The organism is Nonomuraea sp. NPDC049624, assembly GCF_040675255.1.
Lineage (GTDB): Bacteria > Actinomycetota > Actinomycetes > Streptosporangiales > Streptosporangiaceae > Nonomuraea.
The window spans coordinates 328,938-347,727 of the sequence record NZ_JBFAOR010000006.1; the positions used below are offsets into that span (position 1 = coordinate 328,938).

An 18,790-nucleotide genomic window follows, 5' to 3' on the forward strand; every position below is an offset into this window, starting at 1 on the left:
TCCCCGCCTATCGGCAGGGAAGACTGATCTCGATCTCGGTCCCGGACGGCGTGGAGGCGACGGCGACCGTCCCGCCCAGGTCGGCCACGCGCCCGCGGATGGACTGCGCGACGCCCAGACGGCCCTCGGCGGCGGCCCGCTCCAGGCGTCCCGCCGGGATGCCGGGGCCCTCGTCGCGCACGGTCACCATGACCACGTCGTCGCAGGACTCGGCGAACACCCAGGCCCGCGCGCCCACGCCGCAGTGCTCGCGCACGTTGTCCAGGGCGGCCCCGACCGCGGCCGCCACGCCCTCGGCCGCCGGCGTGGGCAGGACGAGCGGCGTGGCCGGGGTGGAGACCGTCACCAGCGGCGAGCCGTGCCGCATGAGCAGGGAGCGCAGGTCCGTGGCGCCGGTCGGGGCGGGACGGGCGGCGATGAGCTCGCGCAGCGCGGCCTCCTGCTCGCCGGCCAGGCGGCCCAGCTCGGCCGCCTCGCCGCCGATCTGCCGGCCGCGCCGCTGGACCAGGGCCAGCACCTGCAGGACGGAGTCGTGCAGGTCGCGGGCCAGCCGGTCGCGTTCGCGCTGGGCGGCCTCCATCTCGGCCGCGCGCTGCATGCGTTCCTCGGCCTCCTTGGCCAGCCGGGCCACGTGTCCGACAACCACTCCTGACAGGAACAGCAGGACCGCGCCGTTGATCATCACGGGCGCCTCCGGGGCGCGCACGCGCAGCCACAGGTCCGCGGCGGCGACCAGGGCCGCCGCCACCGCGCCCGCGCGCCTGCCGCCGTACACGGCCCAGGCCAGGACGGGCGCGGCGACCCAGGTGGCCGGGACGGGCATGGTGCCCGCCACGCCCTGACGGACGCCCTCCACGTACGGGGACGTCAGCAGGCAGGCCAGCGCCACCAGCAGGTCCACGGCCAGCAGCGGTCGTCCGCGCAGCTTTTCGGACGCGTACGCGTACGTGGCCGCGGCCGTCCACAACGCCATCAGGGCGATCACCAGCCAGCCGGCGACGGGCTGCTCGTACCCGCGGTACTGGGCCATCAGCACGGCGGCGTACAGCAACGACGCGGCGCGGAAGACCGCGATCGCGCGCCAGAAGGGGCCCTCGATGGTCATGAGACCCTCTCACGTTTCCGACACGCCGGTTGACCGATAGTTGCGATATCCATGCGGAAGGGACGTTTCGGATGACACAATCCGTCAACCCCTAATCACAAGGAATGTCGATATATGACCGCTGTTAATCATTTCACCCACGGACCGCTCACACCGCTGCTGGCGTACCTGATGTCGTGCCTGGGTTCGATGCTCGGACTGCGGCTCACCGCACAGGCGCACGCCAGCCGCGGCGCGTCGCGGGTGCGCTGGCTGATCGGCGCGGCCATCTCCATCGGCGGCACCGGCATCTGGGTCATGCACTTCGTCGCGATGATGGGCTTCGCGGTGGAGGGCACGCAGATCAAGTACGACGTCCCGCTCACCGTCGCCTCGGCCGCCGTGGCCGTCGTGGTGGTCGGCACCGGGCTGTTCCTGGTCTCCTACGGCCGCGGCCGGGCGCTGGCGCTGCTCGGCGGCGGCCTGCTCACCGGGCTCGGCGTGGCCAGCATGCACTACCTCGGCATGTACGCCATGAACATGAGCGCCCACGTCTCCTACGACCGCACGATCGTGGCCGGGTCCGTGGTGATCGCCGTCGTGGCCGCGACCGCCGCGCTCTGGTTCACGCTGCGGGTCAAGAAGCCGGTCTGGATCACCGGCGCGGCGCTGGTCATGGGCGTGGCCGTCTCGGGCATGCACTACACCGGCATGTACGCCATGCGGGTCTCCGTCGACGCCGAGCCCGGCATGGTCACCGGCGCGGACGCCCTCGACTTCCTCGTCCCCCTCATGACCGTGATCAGCCTGATCACGCTGACCATGCTGCTCATGGTGATCCTCGCGCCCTCGGAGGAGGAACTGCACGAGGACGCCGAGATGGTCGCCCGCCTGGAGCTGCGCCGGCGCGCCGCCCAGCAGCAGCGCCTGGCCTACCCCGCGCCGCCGGCCGCCCCCCGCCCGCAACAGCCGCAGATGATGCGCACCCGCCGCAGGTAGCAGTCGGCGCCGGGCGTCCGGACGGGGCCGGACGCGGCGAGGGCGCGCCGGAGGTGGATCACCTCGGCGCGCCCCGCGGTCGAGCTATCTCCTGGGTACGGCTTGCGGCGCAAAGTGGGCCGCCGACTCGCTGCGCCCCAAGCCGTACCCCGAGGGGGGTTGTAAGCGGTAACCCCGCTGCCCAGAAGGTACGGCCCGGCGCTTGCAAGCCGCTTTCAGCCAGCCGTAGAAAGCCTCAGCCGGCCGGCGTCTCAGCCGAAGAACACCTCCGCCTCGGAGTACCGGGAGGCCGGCACGGTCTTCAGCTCGGCCGTCGCCTCGTCGAGCCCGACCCGGACGATGTCGGTGCCGCGCAGCGCGACCATCGTGCCGTAGTCGCCCTCGTGCGCGGCGTCGATCGCCTGCAGCCCGAACCTGGTGGCCAGCACCCGGTCGTAGGCCGTCGGGGTGCCGCCGCGCTGGATGTGGCCGAGCACGGTGGTGCGGGCCTCCTTGCCGGTGCGCTTCTCGATCTCCTTGGCCAGCACCTCGCCGATGCCGCCGAGCCGGACGTGCCCGAACGCGTCGAGGGTGCCGGTCTGCAACTCCATCTGGCCCTCGATCGGGTGGGCGCCCTCGGCCACGACGATGATCGGCGAGTAGCGGGTGCGGAAGCGGGACTCGACGTACTCGCAGACCCGGTCGATGTCGAACGGCTTCTCGGGGATGAGGATCACGTTCGCGCCGCCGGCCATGCCCGCGTGCAGCGCGATCCAGCCCGCGTGGCGGCCCATGACCTCGCAGATCAGCGCGCGGTGGTGGGACTCGGCGGTGGTGTGCAGCCGGTCGATGGCCTCCATCGCGATGTTGACCGCGGTGTCGAAGCCGAAGGTGTAGTCGGTGCCGGACAGGTCGTTGTCGATGGTCTTGGGCACGCCCACGACCTTGACGTCGCGGTCGTAGAGCTGCTTGGCCACGCCGAGCGTGTCCTCGCCGCCGATGGCGATCAGGGCGTCGACGCCGGTGGCGGCCAGGTTCTCCTTGATGCGGTCGACGCCGCCCTCGATCTTGATCGGGTTGGTGCGGGAGGATCCGAGAATGGTGCCGCCCCGCGGCAGGATGCCTCGCACGGCCTGGATGTCGAGCGGCATCGTGTCGCCTTCCAGGGGCCCGCGCCAGCCGTCGCGGAACCCCACGAACTCGTGGCCGTACGTGCTCACCCCCTTACGCACCACGGCCCTGATGACGGCGTTGAGACCTGGACAGTCTCCGCCTCCGGTGAGCACTCCAATACGCATGGCGGGTTCCTCCCGATGGGGTTCACGAACCATTGCTCGGTGACAGCTCGCATTGTGCCTGCCGCGACGCTCAGTGGTCTAGACCAAACGCCCGGCCGTCGATCATTTCCTGGACGGCGCAATCGTCAACCCAGGGTTGACGATCCAGGAGCGTCAACCTATGGTTGACGCATGGATGAAACCGTACGTCTCGACGACCTCATCGCCGCCATCAAGAGCCGTCATCCCGACGACGACCCGCTCGGCCAGCTCTCCGACGCCGTCACGCTGGGCGAGCACCTCGGAGAGGTGGCCGACCACCTGATCGGCCACTTCGTGGACAAGGCCCGCCACTCCGGCGCCTCCTGGACCGACATCGGCCGCAGCATGGGCGTGACCAAGCAGGCCGCGCAGAAGCGGTTCGTGGTCAAGGAGAGCGGCTCGCTCGCCGACGACCTGCGCAACTACGCCCGCTACACCGACAAGGCCCGGGTCGCGGTGGTCAAGTCCCAGGAGGAGGCGCGCCTGTCGGGGCACGACCACATCGAGGTCGGGCACCTGGTGCTCGGGCTGCTGCACGTGCCCGAGGCGCTGGCCGCCTCGACCATGGCCACGCTCGGGGCCTCCCCCGAGGCGGTCAGGGAGGCCGTCACGGCGGCCATGGGGCCCGGCGGCGGGCAGTCGCCCGTCACCCTGCCGTTCTCCGCGCAGAGCGCCAAGGCGCTGGAGCTGACGCTGCGGGAGGCGCTGCGGCTCGGGCACAACTACGTCGGCACCGAGCACCTGCTGCTCGGCGTGCTCTCCCTGGAGGAGGGCCCGGTGGTGGCGGCCCTCGCCGAGCTCGGCGTGCGCAAGGAGGCGGCCGAGCGGGAGATCAGGGAGCGGCTGGCGGCGATCCTGCGCGAGCGCCGCTCATAGCGGCGGTCCGCGGCGGGCCCGCGCGGCCCTGAGGAGGGTGGGCGGGGTGACCGGAGAGCCCGGCGGGGCCGGCGGCGAACCGGGTCAGCACGTTCGCCGTGGCGCGGCGGGTGAAGGCGGCCGCGGACTCCGGGACGCCGTGGCCGCAGCGCCTGCCGCGCATCGCGCACACCCAGCGCATCGTGCCGGAGGCGAACACCCCGGCCCCGCTCGGCGCCGTGTAGTACGTGCTCTGCGACGTCGTCCCGCGTCCCCCGCACGAGAACGGCGAGTCGGCCAGCACCTCCACGCCCTTCGGCGAGCCGCGGGAGACCTTGTCGGTCTCCGGGCCGACCATGCCGGGGAAGCGCCGCCCATGGGTGCCCGCGAAGATCCAGTGGCCCGGCCTGCGGACCGTGTAGGCGCCCTGGGCGGGGAAGCAGTCGTACATCTGGCCCACCAGGGCGCTCTCCGGGCGGGAGTCCCGCCACAGGGGGCAAAGCCGTTCCTTGTCGCAGGCGACCGTCCTGCCCTTGATCGCGATGCGCCAGTAGACGGCGTTCGCGCCGAGGAAGGCGAGGTTCGTCCCGCTGTCCCTGGCCTTCGTGACGGCCGTGCGCATGGCGGGCGACCAGTACTCGTCGTGGCCGAGCGAGACCACGGCCCGGGCGCCGTCCAGCACGCCGGGGCCGAGGTCGAGGCTGGTGAGGTAGGCCAGGGGCACGCCGCTGCGCTCGGCCACGGCCAGGGCCGGCTGCTCGAAGTCGAGGAACAGGCGGGCGCCGCCGCCGTCGTACGGGCGGTCGAAGGTGACCTCGCGCGAGCGGCCGGCGAACCCGCCGGGCCCCAGGTACAGGCTGCGGCCGCCCCACAGGTTGTACGCCTGCCAGGTGGTGACCGCGTTCACCATCACCACCCGGCCCCGGGTGGAGGCCGAGCGGACGGTGATCGGCACGTACCGCTGGGCGCCGGTCGAGGCGTCGAGCCTGATCAGGTAGGCGCCCTCCGTCCAGCCGCGGGTGTCCACGGTGAGCGAGGGCTTCCAGCGGGCGGCGGTCACCGTGCCGTCCACGGTCCTGGCCGGAGGCTGGCGCACGCCCTTCACCTGCGGGGACTCCCACACCTTGGCCGGGTGCGCGCCCATCCTGAACGCGCCTGCGGTGAAGCGCGGGGCGGTGGTGGAGACGTGCAGGGCGAAGGACTGGCCGGGCAAGACGCTCACGTGGTCGGCGTAGCCCTCGATCTCGTGGTCGGCCCCGCGGGTGGTGATCCGCCAGGACTCCCCCGCGTTCACCGGCGGCGGCGACGGGCGGTCCGGCTCCGACGGCTGCGGGACGGGCGGCGCCGGCGACGCGGACGGCGCCGGCCGCACGGGACCGCCGCCGCATCCGGCGGCCGGCAGGACGGCGATCAGCAGGGCGAGGAGCAGCAGGAGCTTGCGCACCCGGCCATCGTCGCGGCCCGCCCCCGGGCCGGGCCACGACTTGGCCAGATCCTTACACCGGGCCGCTTCCCGCCCGGTGTTCCTACACGGGCAGCACGCAGGACGGGCTGGGCACCTCGTACGCCTGGCCGGCCGGCTCGGGCACCCCGTCCGCCAGCGTGAACACGGTCACCTCGCCGGAGTTCTGGTTGGCGACGTACAGGCGGTCGCCGGCGATGGCGAAGTGCCGGGGCCAGGCGCCGCCCGAGGGCACCTCGGCCACCGGGGACAGGTCGGCGGCGCGCAGCACCGAGACCGTGTCGGGCCCGCGGTTGGCGACGTAGACCAGGTCGCCGTCGAGCTGCAGGTGGCTGGGCGCGTTGTCGCCCCCGGCGCGCGAGGCGGGCACGACGGTGCGGCGCTCGCCCTCGACGAGGGTCACGGTGCCGTCCAGCTCGCCGGCCACGTACAGGCGGTCGCCGGCGAAGGCGAAGTGGCGGGGGCCGGTGCCGGGGGCCAGGGTGATCGGGTCGAGCGGGGAGCCGTCCAGGCGGTAGCGGCGGATCTCGTCGGTGCCGAGGTCGGAGACGTGCAGGACGTCGTCGTGGAAGACGCACATGTGGGCGTGCGACCCGGCCTGGCGGTCGGGGTCGGGGCCCGAGCCCTCGTGCCGCAGGACGACGGGGTCGCCGGTGAAGGCGCCCCGCTCGTCCAGGTGGTGCAGGCCGGCGGTGCCGTCGCCGTAGTTGGCCACGGCCAGCAGGCTGCCCGAGGGGTGGACGGCGACGTGGCAGGGGCTGTCGCCGTCGCTGGAGCGTTCGTCCAGCGGGGACAGGCCGCCCTCGGTGGTGAAGGCGGTGAGCCAGCCGCGCTGCAGCTCGCCGGCCGCGTACAGCACCGGCAGGGTGGGGTGCGCGGCCAGGAACGACGGCGAGGCCACGCGGGTCAGCTCGCCGCCCACCGTGACGATGCCGGGGCCGTAGCCGCCTATGTAGAGGTTCACAACGGGATCCTTCGTATGGTTGACTGGGGCAATGAATTCGTTGACGGAGGCAAGGGTTTCTGAGGTCAGAGCCTTCAACCGGTTCTATACGAAAGTGATCGGCGTCCTCCAGGCAGGCATGCTCGACTCGCCCTACTCGCTGACGGAAGTCAGGGTGCTGTTCGAGCTCGCGCACGCCGGGAGCATGGAGACCGGCGAGCTGCGCGGCCTGCTCGACCTCGACGCGGGCTACCTGAGCCGGATCCTGGCCCGGTTCGAGGGCGACGGGCTGGTCGCCCGCGAGCGGTCGGCCGCCGACGCCCGCAAGCAGCTCGTCCGGCTGACCGAGGCGGGCGCGGCCACGTTCGCCGGGCTCGACCGCCGCTCGGCCGAGGAGATCGAACGGCTGCTCGGCGGCCTGCCCGAGGCGGACCGGGCGCTGCTGGTCGGCAGCATGGCGACGATCAGGCGGCTGCTCGGCGAGCCCGCCGCCCGCTCGTACGTGATCAGGCCCCCGCGCACGGGCGACCTGGGCTGGGTCGCCTACCGGCACGGCGCCCTCTACAGCGAGGAGTACGGCTGGGGCACCGAGTTCGAGCAGCTCGTGGCCAGGATCGTGGGCGCCTACGACCCCGCCCGCGACGCCGGCTGGATCGCCGAGGTCGACGGCGAGCGCGCCGGGTGCGTGTTCTGCGTGCACCAGGACGACACGACGGCCAAGCTGCGCATGCTGCTGGTCGAGCCGTCGGCGCGGGGCCTCGGGATCGGGCGGCGGCTGGTGGCCGAGTGCCTGCGCCACGCCAGGGACCGGGGCTACCGGCGGATCGAGCTGTGGACGCGCGACTGCCTGGTGAGCGCGCGGCGCATCTACCAGGCGGCCGGGTTCGAGCTGGAGTCGGCGGAGCGGGGCGTGGAGAACGGCGCCGAGGTCACCGAGGAGATGTGGTCGCTCGACCTCGCGGCCACCAGTTGAGCGGCCCGGCCAGGCGCATCAGGCTCGGCACCAGCACCGCCCTGATCACGGTGGCGTCCGCCAGCACCGCGACGGCCATGCCCACCCCGAGCATCTGCACGAACGCCACCCGCGCGGTCGCGTAGGCGGCGAACGTGAGCGCCAGGATGCCGCCCGCCGCGGTGATCAGGGGCGCGCCGCCCTGCATGCCGGTGGCGACGGCCTGCCCGGTGTCGCCCGTCCTGTCGTACTCCTCCTTGATCCTGGACAGCAGGAAGACCTCGTAGTCCATCGACAGGCCGTAGGCGACGCAGAGCATGAGGATCGGGATGCTCGGGTCGAGCGTGCCGGTCGGGGTGAAGCCGAGCAGGCCCGCCAGGTGGCCCTCCTGGAAGACCCAGACGACGGCGCCGAACATGACGCCGAGGCTGAGGACGTTCAGCAAGGTCGCCTTGAGCGGGAGCACCAGGCTGCCGGTCATCAGGTACAGCACGGCGAACGTGAGGCCCAGCATGAGCGCCAGCACCAGCGGCAGGCGGTCGACGACCGAGGCGCGGTAGTCGGCCAGCTCGGCGGGATAGCCGCCGACCAGGACCTCGAAGGGCGGCGGCACGGCCCGTACCGACTCCACCAGCCGGACGGGGTCACCGGCCAGCGCCTCGGCGGAGGGCACCACCGACAACCACGCGCCCGGCCCGCGGAAGCGGGCCGGGTCGCCGTCGCCGACGCGCCGCCCGGCCGCGTGGGCGCCGGCGGCGGAGTCGACCTGGGCGACCCCGGGAACCTGAGAGAGCCGCATCGCGTACGCCGAGACGTCGGCGGCCCGCGCCGCGCCCGTCGAGACGATCTGGACGGCGTCGGTCTCCTCCGCCGGGAAGGTCTGCCGGATGACCTCCTGGGTCTGCCGCGAGGACGCCTCCGGCGGCAGGATGCGGTCGTCGGCCGTGCCGAAGCGCAGGCCGAGGGACGGCGAGGCGAGCACCAGCAGCAGCGCCGCCGCCAGGCCGCCGAACACCACCGGCCGGCGCATGACCCGGACGGCCAGGCCGTGCCAGAACCCGGCGCCCCGGGCCTCCGTTCCGCCGCGCCCGGGACGCCCGGGCCTGGGCACCATCGCGCCGCCGGCCGCGGCCAGCACCGCGGGCAGCACGATCACCGCGGCGAACAGGCCGCCGGCCACGACCGCGATGCCCGCGTAGGCGAAGGAGCGCAGGAAGTCGAAGGGCAGCGCGAACAGCACGGTCAGCGAGGCGGCCACCGTGAGTCCGCTGAACAGCACAGTCCGCCCGGCGTGCTCGACGGCTCCGGCGACGGCCGCCGCGCGGTCGCGTCCGGCGCTCACCTCCTCGCGGAAACGCTGGACGACGAACAGGCAGTAGTCGATGCCGAGCCCGAGGCCCATGGCGAGGGTGAGGTTGAGTGCGAAGGTGGAGACCTCCGCGAACAGCAGGACGCCGCGCAGCAGCGCCAGGCCGACCACCATGGCCAGCACCCCCGCCAGGATCGGCGCCAGGGCGGCCGTCACGCGCCGCTGGTAGAGCCAGAGCAGCACGAACGCCAGCGGGAAGATGACCAGCTCAGCCCGGACGAAGTCCTGTCTGGCCAGCGGCACGGTCTCGCGGAACACCTCTTCCCCTCCACCGGCCCGGACCTGGAGGGGGCCCTGCTCGCCGACGATCCGCGGCACCAGCGCGGGCAGCACCCGCGCCCGCACGTGGTCGGCGTCGCCGGGGACGCGCACCACGATCAGCGCGTGCCGGCCGTCCCGGCTGCGCAGGGTGGCGGGCCTGCCCCTGGTCCAGTACGAGGAGGACTCCGCGACGCCGTCCGAGCGGCCGATCCGGTCGGTGAGGGCGCAGCCCGCCGCCTCGGCCGCGGGGTCGTCGACGGTGCCCGACCTGGGGGTGACCAGGAAGACCAGGTCGGGGCTGCCGGCGCCGAACCGGCGGGCGAGCTCGGCCTGGGCGCGGTCGGACTCCGAGCCCGGCGCCTCGAAGCGGGCCAGGGAGAGGCGGGAGACCGTACCGGCGGCCAGGACGCCCGCGACGACGAGCACGAGCGCGGACAGGGCCAGCACGAGCCGGCGGCGGCGGACGAGGAGGTGGCCCAGCCTGCGCAGCGGCGGCTCGGCGGCGGCGCGCGGGCCCCGGGTGGCGACGTTCACGGCCATGCGGGCACCGCCCGCGCCGGGCCGGATGGGCAGGTTCGCATGGGATCTCCCGAAAACTCGGTAAACTGCTCGTGTTTCGCCGTCGAACCCAGAAATACAAGTAAATGCTCGCATTTGTCAACGAGGTGACCCATGCCTGAACGCACGGTCCGCAGGCAGGCGCGCGGCCTGAAGCGGATGGCCGAGATCCTCGACGCGGCGGAGTCGGTGATCGCCGAGGTCGGCTACCCGGACATGACGACGAACCGGGTCGCCGCGCGGGCGGGGCTCTCCCCCGGGTCGCTGTACCAGTTCTTCCGGAACAAGGAGGAGATCCTGGACGGCCTGGTGTCCCGCTACACCGACGACCGGGACGAGTTCTGGGCGGCCCGGCTGGCGGCGATCACCCCGGACGTCCCGCTGGAGACACTGGCGGGGCAGCTCGTGGACGAGAGCGTGGCGTTCAAGGCCGACTCACCGGCGTACTGGTCGCTGCTGTACGGGTCGGCCACCGGCGACCGGCTCGCGGCGGCCTCCCAGCGCATGCACGCCTCGCTGGCGGAGCGGATCGCGGCGCTGCTGCGACGGCGTTCGCCCGAGCTGCCGCAGGAGCGGGCGCTGCTCAACGCGACGATGGCGCTGGCCATGGTGAAGGCGGTGCTGCCCATGCTGGGGCCGGCGACGCCCGAGCGCGGCGCGGAGCTCGTGGCCGAGCTCAAGCTCATGCTGGTCCGTTACCTGACCTGAGCCCACGATCAGGGGCGGAAGGGGCCGCTACCTGACCTGAGCCCGCGATCAGGGGCGGAAGGGGCCGCTGACCTCGAAGGTGTGGCCCTCGGTGCGGCCGCGCCTGGCCGAGAAGTAGAGCCGGTCGCCCCTCGGCGAGAAGGCCAGCCCCGTGAGCTCGGCCCCCTCGTGCCCGGTGAGCCGCAGGAACGGCGTGACGGCCCGGTCGGGCGCGATGACGTCGATCTCCGTGGTCTCCCTCGCCACGTAGAGGTCGCCCGAGGGGGCGGCGGTGATCGCGCGCACGCCCTCGCACAGCCGGTCGAGGGTGGAGGTCTGCGCGTCGTAGGCCCACAGGCCGGTGTCGCCCTTGGTGGTGAAGTAGCAGACGCCGCCCGCGTAGTGGCAGCCGTCGCCGCCGTCGAAGTGGCGGGCGTCCTCGACCTGGTGGCGGGCTGCGGTGAGCAGCGCGGCCGGGGACGGCACCGGCCGCCAGCCGCCCGACGCGCACAACACCTCCAGCGTGCCCTCCGTCAGGTCGCCCCAGTCGCCGGGGCGGAAGCGGTAGAAGCAGCCGTCGTGCTCGTCCTCGGTCATGTAGACGACGCGCCGCTCGGGGTCGCAGGCGGCGGCCTCGTGCCGGAAGCGGCCCATGGCCAGGCGGGGGCGGGCCGCGCGGGCGCCGTAGGGATCGCACTCGAAGACGCGGCCGCGGTCGCCGAGCTCGCACGACAGCCAGGTGTGCCACGGCGTGGCGCCGCCCGCGCAGTTGAGGTCGGTGCCGGACAGGATGCGGTAGGCGTCGGCGACCGAGCCGTCGGCGTGGAAGCGCAGCGCGGAGGCGCCGCCGAGCAGGGGCAGCTCGGAGTTGGAGACGTAGATCCAGCCGGCGCCGTCGGGGAAACAGGCGCCGCCGTCGGGCGCGGCGTGCCAGGTGAGCCCGGCCACCTTGTCGCCCGACCGGGCCACCACCCGGCCGGTGAAGCCCGGCGGCAGCGCGAGCCCGTCGGCGGACGCCGGCGTGAGCGGCCCGTACGGGCTGATGCCGCCCTGCAAGAGCGGGCCCGTGCGGAGGAGAGTCTTGTGGGACATCGTGGGGCCTCCCTCTAGGTGCCACGCTAGTCGACCGCACCGACATGAATGGCAAGGACTCGTGACATCAAACTCTGCGCAAACCCCGCGCTCCGTCGTGGCGTGAGATCGCCGCGGGCCCCTGGACGATGCGGGACAGTCCGTACCCACTGGGCGGAAGATCGCCCACCTCGGAGGCGGACACGCGAAAGCCCGGGCACGGTGGTCGTGCCCGGGCTCTTCGGGTGGTGCGGCCGGCGGCCGCGCGCGGTCAGCGCTGGGCCTGGAACATCCAGTGCTGCTTGTCGATGTCCTGCGTCACGGCGATGAGCAGGTCCTGGCTGACGGGGTCGGCCTCGTCGGTGGCGCGGATGCGGTCGTACATGCGCTTGCTGATGCCGTCGAGGATGTCGGTGATCGTCGCCACCACCTTGCCGTCCTCCAGCCAGCCGCGCTCGGGCTGCTGGAGCTGGGTCGACCTGGCGACGGTCGCCGAACGCCCGTCGGGGTTCACGCCGAGGGCGACCGCGCGCTCGGCGATGGTGTCCATGTGGGTACGGGCCAGGTCGGTCAGCTCGTCGAGCTGGAGGTGAATCGGGCGGAAATGGGCGCCGACGAGGTTCCAGTGCGCCTGCTTGGCGATCAGCGACAGATCGATCAGATCGACCAGGGCGCCCTGCAGGGCTTCGGCGACGGCGTTCTTGGCTTCGCCCGAGAGCGGACCGGTGATCGTAGCCATGTCGTATTTCCTCCCCTTCAGTGGTGCTTTCGCCTATTTAGAACGTCATCCGGAGCTGGATTCTTCCGATCTTTCCCTTGTTGACAGTGTAATAGTGACAGTGTCACTGTGGAGGTATGAGCGACACCTGGACCATCGGCGAGCTGGCCGAGCACGCGGCGCGGGCGCTGCGCGCCGAGGCGCAGCCGGTCAACGGCCGGGTCCGCGACGTGCCCGGGGAACGCCTGATCAGGTGGTACACCACCATCGGCCTCGTGGACCCGCCCCTGACCCGGCGCGGCAGGATCGCCCGCTACGGCCGGCGGCACCTGCTGCAACTGGTGGCGGTCAAGCGCATGCAGGCGGCGGGGCGCTCGATCGCCGAGATCCAGACGGCGCTGGCCGGCGCGACGAACGCCACGCTGGCGGCGGCCGCCGGTCTCGCCGACGTGCCGTCCACGGCCGAGGGGCGGGCGGTCCCCGGTTCCCCGCCGGACGGCCCGCGCTTCGCGGGGCCCGCGTCCGTCATCGCCACGACGGCGAACGGGACGCCCGGCGGCGAGGCAGGCCGTGAGAGGTTCTGGGCCGAACGGCCGGTCCGCCCCGCCCAGGCCGGGAGCGAACGCCCCGCCGACGCGGAAGCGGCGCATGCCGGGGGCGGCCCGGTCGCCGGGGTCGTGCTCGCGGACGGGGTGCGGGTGGTGTGGGACGGGGGGCGGCCTCCGTCCGAGGACGACGTTCAGGCGGTGCTGGCGGCGGCTGGGCCGCTGCTCGCGGTGCTCGTAGAGAGGAGACTGCTGTGAAGATCACTTCGCTGGAGCCCGCACGGTGCCTGCCGGTGCCGGACGCCGGGTTCGGCGCGCTGCTGACCGAACGCGGCAACCTGCCGCTGGACAGCGTGGACGTCCGCGCCGACATCGCCGGGCTCGTCGCCGGGGTCGAGGTCGAGCAGGGGTTCCGCAACCCGTTCGACGTCACGCTGGAGGCGACCTACGTCTTCCCGCTGCCCGACCGGGCGGCGGTGACGGGGTTCCGGATGGAGGCCGACGACCGGGTCGTGGAGGGCGTGCTGAAGGAGCGCGGCCAGGCCAGGGCCGACTACGACCAGGCGCTGCGCGAGGGCAGGCGGGCGGCCATCGCCGAGGAGGACCGGCCCGACGTCTTCACCATCCGGGTGGGCAACATCCTGCCCGGCGAACGCGTCTCGGTCCGGCTGACCATGAGCCAGCCCCTCCCCTACGAGGACGGCGCGGCGACCTTCCGGTTCCCGCTCGTCGTAGCCCCCCGGTACGTCCCGGGCACCCCGCTCGACGGCGACCCGGCGGGCTCCGGGGTGGCGCCGGACACCGACGCCGTGCCCGACGCGTCGAGGATCACGCCGCCGGTGCTGCTGCCCGGCTTCCCCAGCCCCGTGCGGCTCTCGCTCACCGCCCGCGTCGACGCCTCCGGGCTCGATCTGCGGGAGCTGGCCTCCAGCCTGCACGTGGTCGAGGAGGACGGCCACACCGTGCGCCTGCGTCCGGGCGAGCGCCTCGACCGTGACTTCATCCTGCGGCTGTCGTTCGAGGCGTCCACGTCCCTGCAGTTCGACGGGCGGGGGACGTTCGCGCTCACCGTCGTCCCGCCCGCCCTGCAGGCCGCCCGCGCGCCGCGGGACGTGGTGCTGGTGCTCGACCGTTCGGGCAGCATGGGCGGCTGGAAGATGGTCGCGGCGCGGCGGGCGGCGGCGCGCATCGTCGACACGCTGACCGCGCACGACCGTTTCAACGTGCTGACGTTCGACTCGGTGGTCGAGGCGGCGTTCGAGGGGCTGGTGGAGGCGTCCGACCGCAACCGGTACCGCGCGGTCGAGCACCTGGCGCGGGTCGACGCGCGCGGCGGCACCGAGCTGCTCGAACCGCTGCGCCGCGCCGTCGCCCTCCTCGGCGCGCCCGGCGACAGGGAGCGGGTGGTGGTGCTGGTCACCGACGGCCAGGTGGGCAACGAGGACCAGATCCTGGAGCAGGCCGGCGGCGCGCTGTCGGCGATGCGGGTGCACACGGTCGGCATCGACCGCGCGGTGAACGCCGGCTTCCTCGGCCGGCTCGCCGGGCTGGGCGCCGGCCGGTGCGAGCTGGTCGAGTCCGAGGACCGGCTCGACGCGGCGATGGAGCAGATCCACCGCAGGATCGGCGCGCCGCTGGTGACGGACCTGTCCCTGAAGGGGCTGGAGACCGAGCCCGGCTCGGTGACCCACCTCGGCTCGATCTTCCCGGGGGTCCCGCTCCGTGTGTACGGACGGTGCCGCGAGGGCGCCGAGGCCGTCACCGTGCGCGGCACGTCGGCCGGGGGGCCGTGGGAGGAGCGGGTCACGGGGGTGACCGCCGACAGTCCCGCCCTGCGCGCCGTCTGGGCCCGCGCCCACCTGCGTGAGCTGGAGGACCGGTACGCCATGGGCGAGCACGGCCTGGAGCCGCGGATCGTCGAGGTCTCGCTGGAGAACGGCGTGCTGTGCAGGTTCACGGCGTACGTGGCGATCGACACGCGGCAGGTCGCGGAGGGCGCGCCCGAGCACCGGGTCATCCAGCCGGTCGAGCCGCCCAGCGGGTGGGAGCTGCCGCCGAACCCGTCCATGGGCGGGCGGTTCGTGGCGCAGGCGATGACGATGGCGCGTCCCGCGAGCGCTCCGCGGATGATGCCGCCGGCCCCGGCGTCTCTCGACCAGGGCTTCGAACAGGGCTTCGACCGGAGCTTCGGCGCGCCGCCTACGCTCGGCGGCCCCGCCCCGGCCGACGCCCCCTTCCCGGCCCCGCCCCTGGCGGGCGGCCCCGTGGGTCCTTCGCCGTCCGCGCCCGGCGGTGGGGCGCCGTCCGCGCCCGGTTCCGGTGGCGGCCCTGGGCCCGGGGCCTCGCCGAAGTTCGCGCCTCCGTCGTCGCCGCGTCCGGCGCTCCGGCTGGAGTCGGTCCGGCCGCAGCTGAAGGCCGAGCTGGACCGGCTCAGGGCGATGCGCGTGCCGGACGCGCCGTACCTGGCCGACCTGGGCTCGCGTCTCGCGGCGCTGGCGGCGTACCTGGGCGGGAACGAGGCGCTGGCGACGCTGGCCCGCGACCTGGAGGCGGCCGAACGTCCCGGCACGGACCTCCGCGCCCTGCACGACCACGCCGTCGCAACGCTAACCGCCCTCACCGGTGCCCCCGCCGACCGCGCCCCGGCCGACCCCACCCGCCCGGAGGACCCCGTCGCCCCCGGCGACCCGCTCCCCGGGGACGGCCCGCTCGCCCCGGGCGACCCCGAGCCCGGCAAGCGCCACCGCCCCTTCTGGAAACGCGGCTGACGCTCACCTGACCCCCGGCAGCGCCGCGCCACCCCGCCGCGCTGCCGGGTGTCAGGGGTCGGCGGTGGCGCCGTTTCCAGAACCGCCGCTTCCGCCAAATGCGGGAATTCTGGATTCTTTGCCGATTTCACCGCCTAATCAACTCGACGAGCTGCGGGCCCGGCGCAATGGGCCGATGGCGGGCGTCCGTGGGACTGCGGGACCACCCGACAAGCCCCGGCGCCGGGGACGACCCGGCACATCCGCGTACCGGCGCACGGAAATCCCCGGCACGCGCGAGCACCCATTATGAATTCCACGCCCGGTCATATCCCGGCCGCGATATTCAGGCGTCCCCGGGAAAAGGCGTGCCATTCTCATGTGCCACCATCCCCCGCGGCCTCCTATTCTGGACGGGTGAGCACACTCGTCCTGGACGGCGGCCTGTCCACGCATCTGGAGTCGCTCGGCGCGGATCTGCGCGACGAGCTCTGGTCGGCACGCCTGCTGCTGGAGCAGCCCGAGCTGATCAGGCGGGTGCACGCCGACTACTACGCGGCGGGCGCCGACGTGGCCACCACGGCGAGCTACCAGGCCACCATCCCCGGCTTCCAGCGCCGCGGGCTCGACCGGTCCGAGGCCGAGCGGCTGATCAGGTTGTCGGTCGAGCTGGCCGGGCAGGCCCGCGACGAGGCCGGCCGCGGCCTGGTGGCGGCCTCGGTCGGCCCCTACGGCGCCTATCTGGCCAACGGCGCCGAGTACACCGGCGACTACGACCTCGACGAAGACGGCCTGCTGGCCTGGCACCGTCCGCGCTGGGAGATCCTGGCCGCCGCCGGGGCCGACCTGCTGGCCTGCGAGACCATCCCGTCCTACGCCGAGGCGCGGGCGCTGGCCGCGCTGCTGGCCTCCACGCCGGGGGTCAAGGCGTGGGTGAGCTTCTCCTGCCGCGACGCCGAGCGCATCAACGACGGCACCCCGATCGACCGGGCCGCCGCGCTGTTCTCCGGGAACCCGCAGGTGGTGGCGGTAGGCGTCAACTGCACGGCGCCGCGGCACATCCCCGGGCTGGTCGCCCGCCTGTCCGGCGGCCTGCCGGTCGTGGTCTACCCGAACTCGGGCGAGACGTGGGACGCCGAGCAGCGCCGGTGGCTGGGCCTGTCCGACCCGGTGGAGTACGGCCTGGCCGCCAAGGAGTGGGAGCGCGCGGGGGCGTCGCTGATCGGCGGCTGCTGCCGTACGACCCCTGAGCACATCAGGCAGATCCGCGCCCACCTGACCTGACGCCCGGCCCGCCGAGACGTCACCATCACCCCGGAACCCCCGGCCGCAGGACTCCCCCGCACACCGTACGGATGAAGCCCTGGCCGTCCGCCCGCGCACGCCGTACGGACGGAGCCCCGCCCCCACGCCCCCCGCGCACGCCGCGCCACGGGCGTGGGCGCGCGCGAGGGTCGCGAGCGGCCGGTACGGGCGGGCCGCTAGGCGGTCGCCGGAGCCGTGGTGCGACGGCGGCCGAGGAAGGCGTCGAGCGCCAGGGCGCCGCCGCCGGTGAATCCCACCGCCAGGCTCGCCGCCGCCAGCGCGAGGACGAACTCGTAGCCCCCTTCACCGGCCCCGAAGCCGCTGGAGCCGTGGACGAACACGATGGCCCCGATCATGTCGAGGGCCAGCAGCGTGCCCGCGATCGGCAGGGCGGCGCCGAGGATCAGCGCGATCCCGCCGGCCACCTCCAGCACCGCCACGGCCGGTGCGGCCACCCCGGCCAGGGGGATGCCCGCGGACTCGAAGAACTTCGTGGTGCCCGCGATGCCCATGTCGGCGAACTTCTGGTAGCCGTGCACCAGGAAGATCACGCCGACGGCGATCCTGGCCAGCAGCAGGGCGATGGGACGCGCCCGGTCGATCATGGACCCTCCAAGGGAGTCGTTCAGATTTGAACAACCACTCTACCGGTAGTTCAAATCTGAACAACAAGTACACTTGGGACGTGACGGACACCCGCTGGCTCGACGAGACGGAGATGGCCGCCTGGCGCGCCTTCCTGTCGGCCTCCCACCTGCTCGAACGACGCATCGAGGAGCAGCTCAAGGCCGCGGCCGGGCTGACGCACCCGCAGTACGAGATCCTGGTGCGGTTGTCGGCCGCTCCGGAGCGCCGGATGCGCATGACCGAGCTGGCCCGGGGCGTGGTGGTGTCGAAGAGCGCGCTGACGTACCAGATCACCCAGTTGGAGAAGGCGGGGCTGGTGGAGCGCGCCACGTGCCCGTCCGACGAGCGCGGGGTGCTGGCGGTGCTCACGGACGCGGGCGAGCGCTGCCTGGAACGCGTCGCTCCCGGGCACGTGGCGGTCGTGCGGGACTACCTGATCGACCGGCTCAGCCGCGCCGAGCTGACCTCACTGACCAGCGCGATGACGAAGAGCGAACAAGCTCTCAGGAGCTAGCCTTGGCGGCGGCGCGGCGGGCGCGTTCCATCTCGACGCGGGCGCTGGCGGCGTACTTGTCGACGTACTCCTGGCCGGACAGCTCCATCAGCGCGTACATGATCTCGTCGGTGACCGCGCGCAGGACCAGCCGGTCGTCCTCCATGCCGTAGTAGCGGGAGAAGTCGAGCGGCTTGCCGAACCGGACGCCCGGCCGGATGCCGAGCTTGGGGAACAGCCGCCCGGGCGGCATCATCTCGTACGTGTTGACCATCGCCCACGGGATGACCGGCGCCCGCGACTCCAGCGCCAGCCGGGCCACGCCGGTCTTGCCCTTGTAGAGGCGGCCGTCGGGCGAACGGGTGCCCTCGGGGTAGATGCCGAGGACGTTGCCCTCGCGCAGGATGCGCAGGCCGGTGCGGAGCGCGGCCTCGCTGGCCTTGCCGCCGGAGCGGTCGATCGGCACGGTGCCGACGCCGCTGAAGAACAGCCGGGTGAAGAAGCCCTTGATGCCGGTGCCGGTGAAGTAGTCGGCCTTGCCGAGCGAGATCACCTTGCGGCGGATCTGCAGCGGGCCGAAGAAGTGGTCGGCGAAGGAGAGGTGGTTTCCGGCCAGGATCGCGGGCCCCTGCTTGGGTACGTTGTCGCCGCCCTCCGTCCACGGGCGGAAGAGCATGAGGATCGGCTTCAAGATGGCCTTGACCACCCAGTAGAACACCCGGCCACCTCTTCCCCAGGACATCGTGATTGAGCAGAGTCATCTTCCCATCCCTGGCGAGATGCAACTACACCAGCTCTCGCACAATCACCCCTGAA

General features: G+C 73.2%; 17 protein-coding genes. 8 read left to right on the forward strand and 9 right to left on the reverse strand.

Annotated elements, in window-relative coordinates:
* Window positions 1-7: 7 nt before the first annotated feature.
* On the reverse strand, window positions 8-1,105 hold the full coding sequence (locus AB0J76_RS26195) for a DUF5931 domain-containing protein (RefSeq protein ID WP_364390698.1): 1,098 nt from the start codon (window positions 1,103-1,105) through the stop codon (window positions 8-10).
* Between the two features lie 114 nt (window positions 1,106-1,219).
* On the opposite strand from AB0J76_RS26195, the gene AB0J76_RS26200 reads away from it, so the two are divergent.
* The gene (locus tag AB0J76_RS26200) at window positions 1,220-2,083 is read left to right on the forward strand and encodes an MHYT domain-containing protein (protein WP_352331257.1); all 864 of its coding nucleotides are present in this window, start codon (window positions 1,220-1,222) and stop codon (window positions 2,081-2,083) included.
* 251 nt (window positions 2,084-2,334) lie between these two features.
* Here AB0J76_RS26200 and AB0J76_RS26205 read toward each other — a convergent pair whose 3' ends face one another.
* Window positions 2,335-3,360 (reverse strand): 6-phosphofructokinase, encoded by a 1,026-nt coding sequence (locus tag AB0J76_RS26205; protein ID WP_352331196.1) that lies wholly within the window; start codon window positions 3,358-3,360, stop codon window positions 2,335-2,337.
* Window positions 3,361-3,531: 171 nt separating this feature from the next.
* Between AB0J76_RS26205 and AB0J76_RS26210 the strand changes: the two genes are divergently transcribed.
* Window positions 3,532-4,257, forward strand: coding sequence for a Clp protease N-terminal domain-containing protein (locus tag AB0J76_RS26210; protein ID WP_364390700.1), 726 nt, complete (start codon window positions 3,532-3,534; stop codon window positions 4,255-4,257).
* Here the strand turns inward: AB0J76_RS26210 and AB0J76_RS26215 are convergent.
* Both AB0J76_RS26215 and AB0J76_RS26220 read right to left on the reverse strand, forming a co-directional pair.
* The gene (locus AB0J76_RS26215) at window positions 4,214-5,680 is read right to left on the reverse strand and encodes a N,N-dimethylformamidase beta subunit family domain-containing protein (protein WP_352322900.1); all 1,467 of its coding nucleotides are present in this window, start codon (window positions 5,678-5,680) and stop codon (window positions 4,214-4,216) included. The two genes, AB0J76_RS26210 and AB0J76_RS26215, sit on opposite strands and share 44 nt — an antisense overlap.
* A gap of 82 nt (window positions 5,681-5,762) precedes the next feature.
* Complete coding sequence (locus tag AB0J76_RS26220) at window positions 5,763-6,662, reverse strand: beta-propeller fold lactonase family protein (protein WP_352322901.1); 900 nt, start codon at window positions 6,660-6,662, stop codon at window positions 5,763-5,765.
* 94 nt (window positions 6,663-6,756) lie between these two features.
* On the opposite strand from AB0J76_RS26220, the gene AB0J76_RS26225 reads away from it, so the two are divergent.
* Window positions 6,757-7,614 carry a helix-turn-helix domain-containing GNAT family N-acetyltransferase gene (locus AB0J76_RS26225; RefSeq protein WP_352322902.1) on the forward strand — a complete coding sequence of 286 codons (858 nt, stop codon included), beginning with the start codon at window positions 6,757-6,759 and terminating at the stop codon, window positions 7,612-7,614.
* Here the strand turns inward: AB0J76_RS26225 and AB0J76_RS26230 are convergent.
* A complete protein-coding gene (locus tag AB0J76_RS26230; RefSeq protein WP_352322903.1) occupies window positions 7,571-9,763 on the reverse strand; it encodes an MMPL family transporter in 2,193 nt (730 codons plus the stop codon). The two genes, AB0J76_RS26225 and AB0J76_RS26230, sit on opposite strands and share 44 nt — an antisense overlap.
* A gap of 132 nt (window positions 9,764-9,895) precedes the next feature.
* Between AB0J76_RS26230 and AB0J76_RS26235 the strand changes: the two genes are divergently transcribed.
* Window positions 9,896-10,489 (forward strand): TetR/AcrR family transcriptional regulator, encoded by a 594-nt coding sequence (locus AB0J76_RS26235; RefSeq protein ID WP_352322904.1) that lies wholly within the window; start codon window positions 9,896-9,898, stop codon window positions 10,487-10,489.
* A gap of 48 nt (window positions 10,490-10,537) precedes the next feature.
* Here the strand turns inward: AB0J76_RS26235 and AB0J76_RS26240 are convergent, their stop codons facing one another.
* Both AB0J76_RS26240 and AB0J76_RS26245 read right to left on the reverse strand, forming a co-directional pair.
* Window positions 10,538-11,560, reverse strand: a complete 1,023-nt coding sequence (locus AB0J76_RS26240; RefSeq protein WP_352322905.1) for an alkaline phosphatase PhoX — start codon at window positions 11,558-11,560, stop codon at window positions 10,538-10,540.
* Window positions 11,561-11,810: 250 nt separating this feature from the next.
* Window positions 11,811-12,278, reverse strand: a complete 468-nt coding sequence (locus AB0J76_RS26245; RefSeq protein WP_352322906.1) for a DNA starvation/stationary phase protection protein — start codon at window positions 12,276-12,278, stop codon at window positions 11,811-11,813.
* A 116-nt stretch (window positions 12,279-12,394) separates the two neighbouring features.
* On the opposite strand from AB0J76_RS26245, the gene AB0J76_RS26250 reads away from it, so the two are divergent.
* From AB0J76_RS26250 to mmuM, 3 genes are all read left to right on the forward strand, one after another.
* Window positions 12,395-13,060, forward strand: coding sequence for a helix-turn-helix domain-containing protein (locus AB0J76_RS26250; RefSeq protein WP_352322907.1), 666 nt, complete (start codon window positions 12,395-12,397; stop codon window positions 13,058-13,060).
* Window positions 13,057-15,570 (forward strand): VIT domain-containing protein, encoded by a 2,514-nt coding sequence (locus AB0J76_RS26255; protein ID WP_352322908.1) that lies wholly within the window; start codon window positions 13,057-13,059, stop codon window positions 15,568-15,570. Before AB0J76_RS26250 ends, AB0J76_RS26255 begins: the two co-directional genes overlap by 4 nt.
* Before the next feature lie 396 nt (window positions 15,571-15,966).
* Entirely contained in the window at window positions 15,967-16,833 is an 867-nt protein-coding gene (mmuM, locus tag AB0J76_RS26260) for a homocysteine S-methyltransferase (protein WP_352322909.1), read from the forward strand.
* 197 nt (window positions 16,834-17,030) lie between these two features.
* Here the strand turns inward: mmuM and AB0J76_RS26265 are convergent, their stop codons facing one another.
* Window positions 17,031-17,459: a DoxX family protein gene (locus tag AB0J76_RS26265; RefSeq protein ID WP_352322910.1), complete on the reverse strand. Its 429-nt coding sequence runs from the start codon at window positions 17,457-17,459 to the stop codon at window positions 17,031-17,033.
* Between the two features lie 80 nt (window positions 17,460-17,539).
* Here AB0J76_RS26265 and AB0J76_RS26270 point away from each other — a divergent pair, with 80 nt between their 5' ends.
* Window positions 17,540-17,995: a MarR family transcriptional regulator gene (locus tag AB0J76_RS26270; RefSeq protein ID WP_352322911.1), complete on the forward strand. Its 456-nt coding sequence runs from the start codon at window positions 17,540-17,542 to the stop codon at window positions 17,993-17,995.
* Here the strand turns inward: AB0J76_RS26270 and AB0J76_RS26275 are convergent.
* Window positions 17,985-18,692 (reverse strand): lysophospholipid acyltransferase family protein, encoded by a 708-nt coding sequence (locus tag AB0J76_RS26275; protein ID WP_352322912.1) that lies wholly within the window; start codon window positions 18,690-18,692, stop codon window positions 17,985-17,987. The two genes, AB0J76_RS26270 and AB0J76_RS26275, sit on opposite strands and share 11 nt — an antisense overlap.
* Window positions 18,693-18,790: the final 98 nt, after the last annotated feature.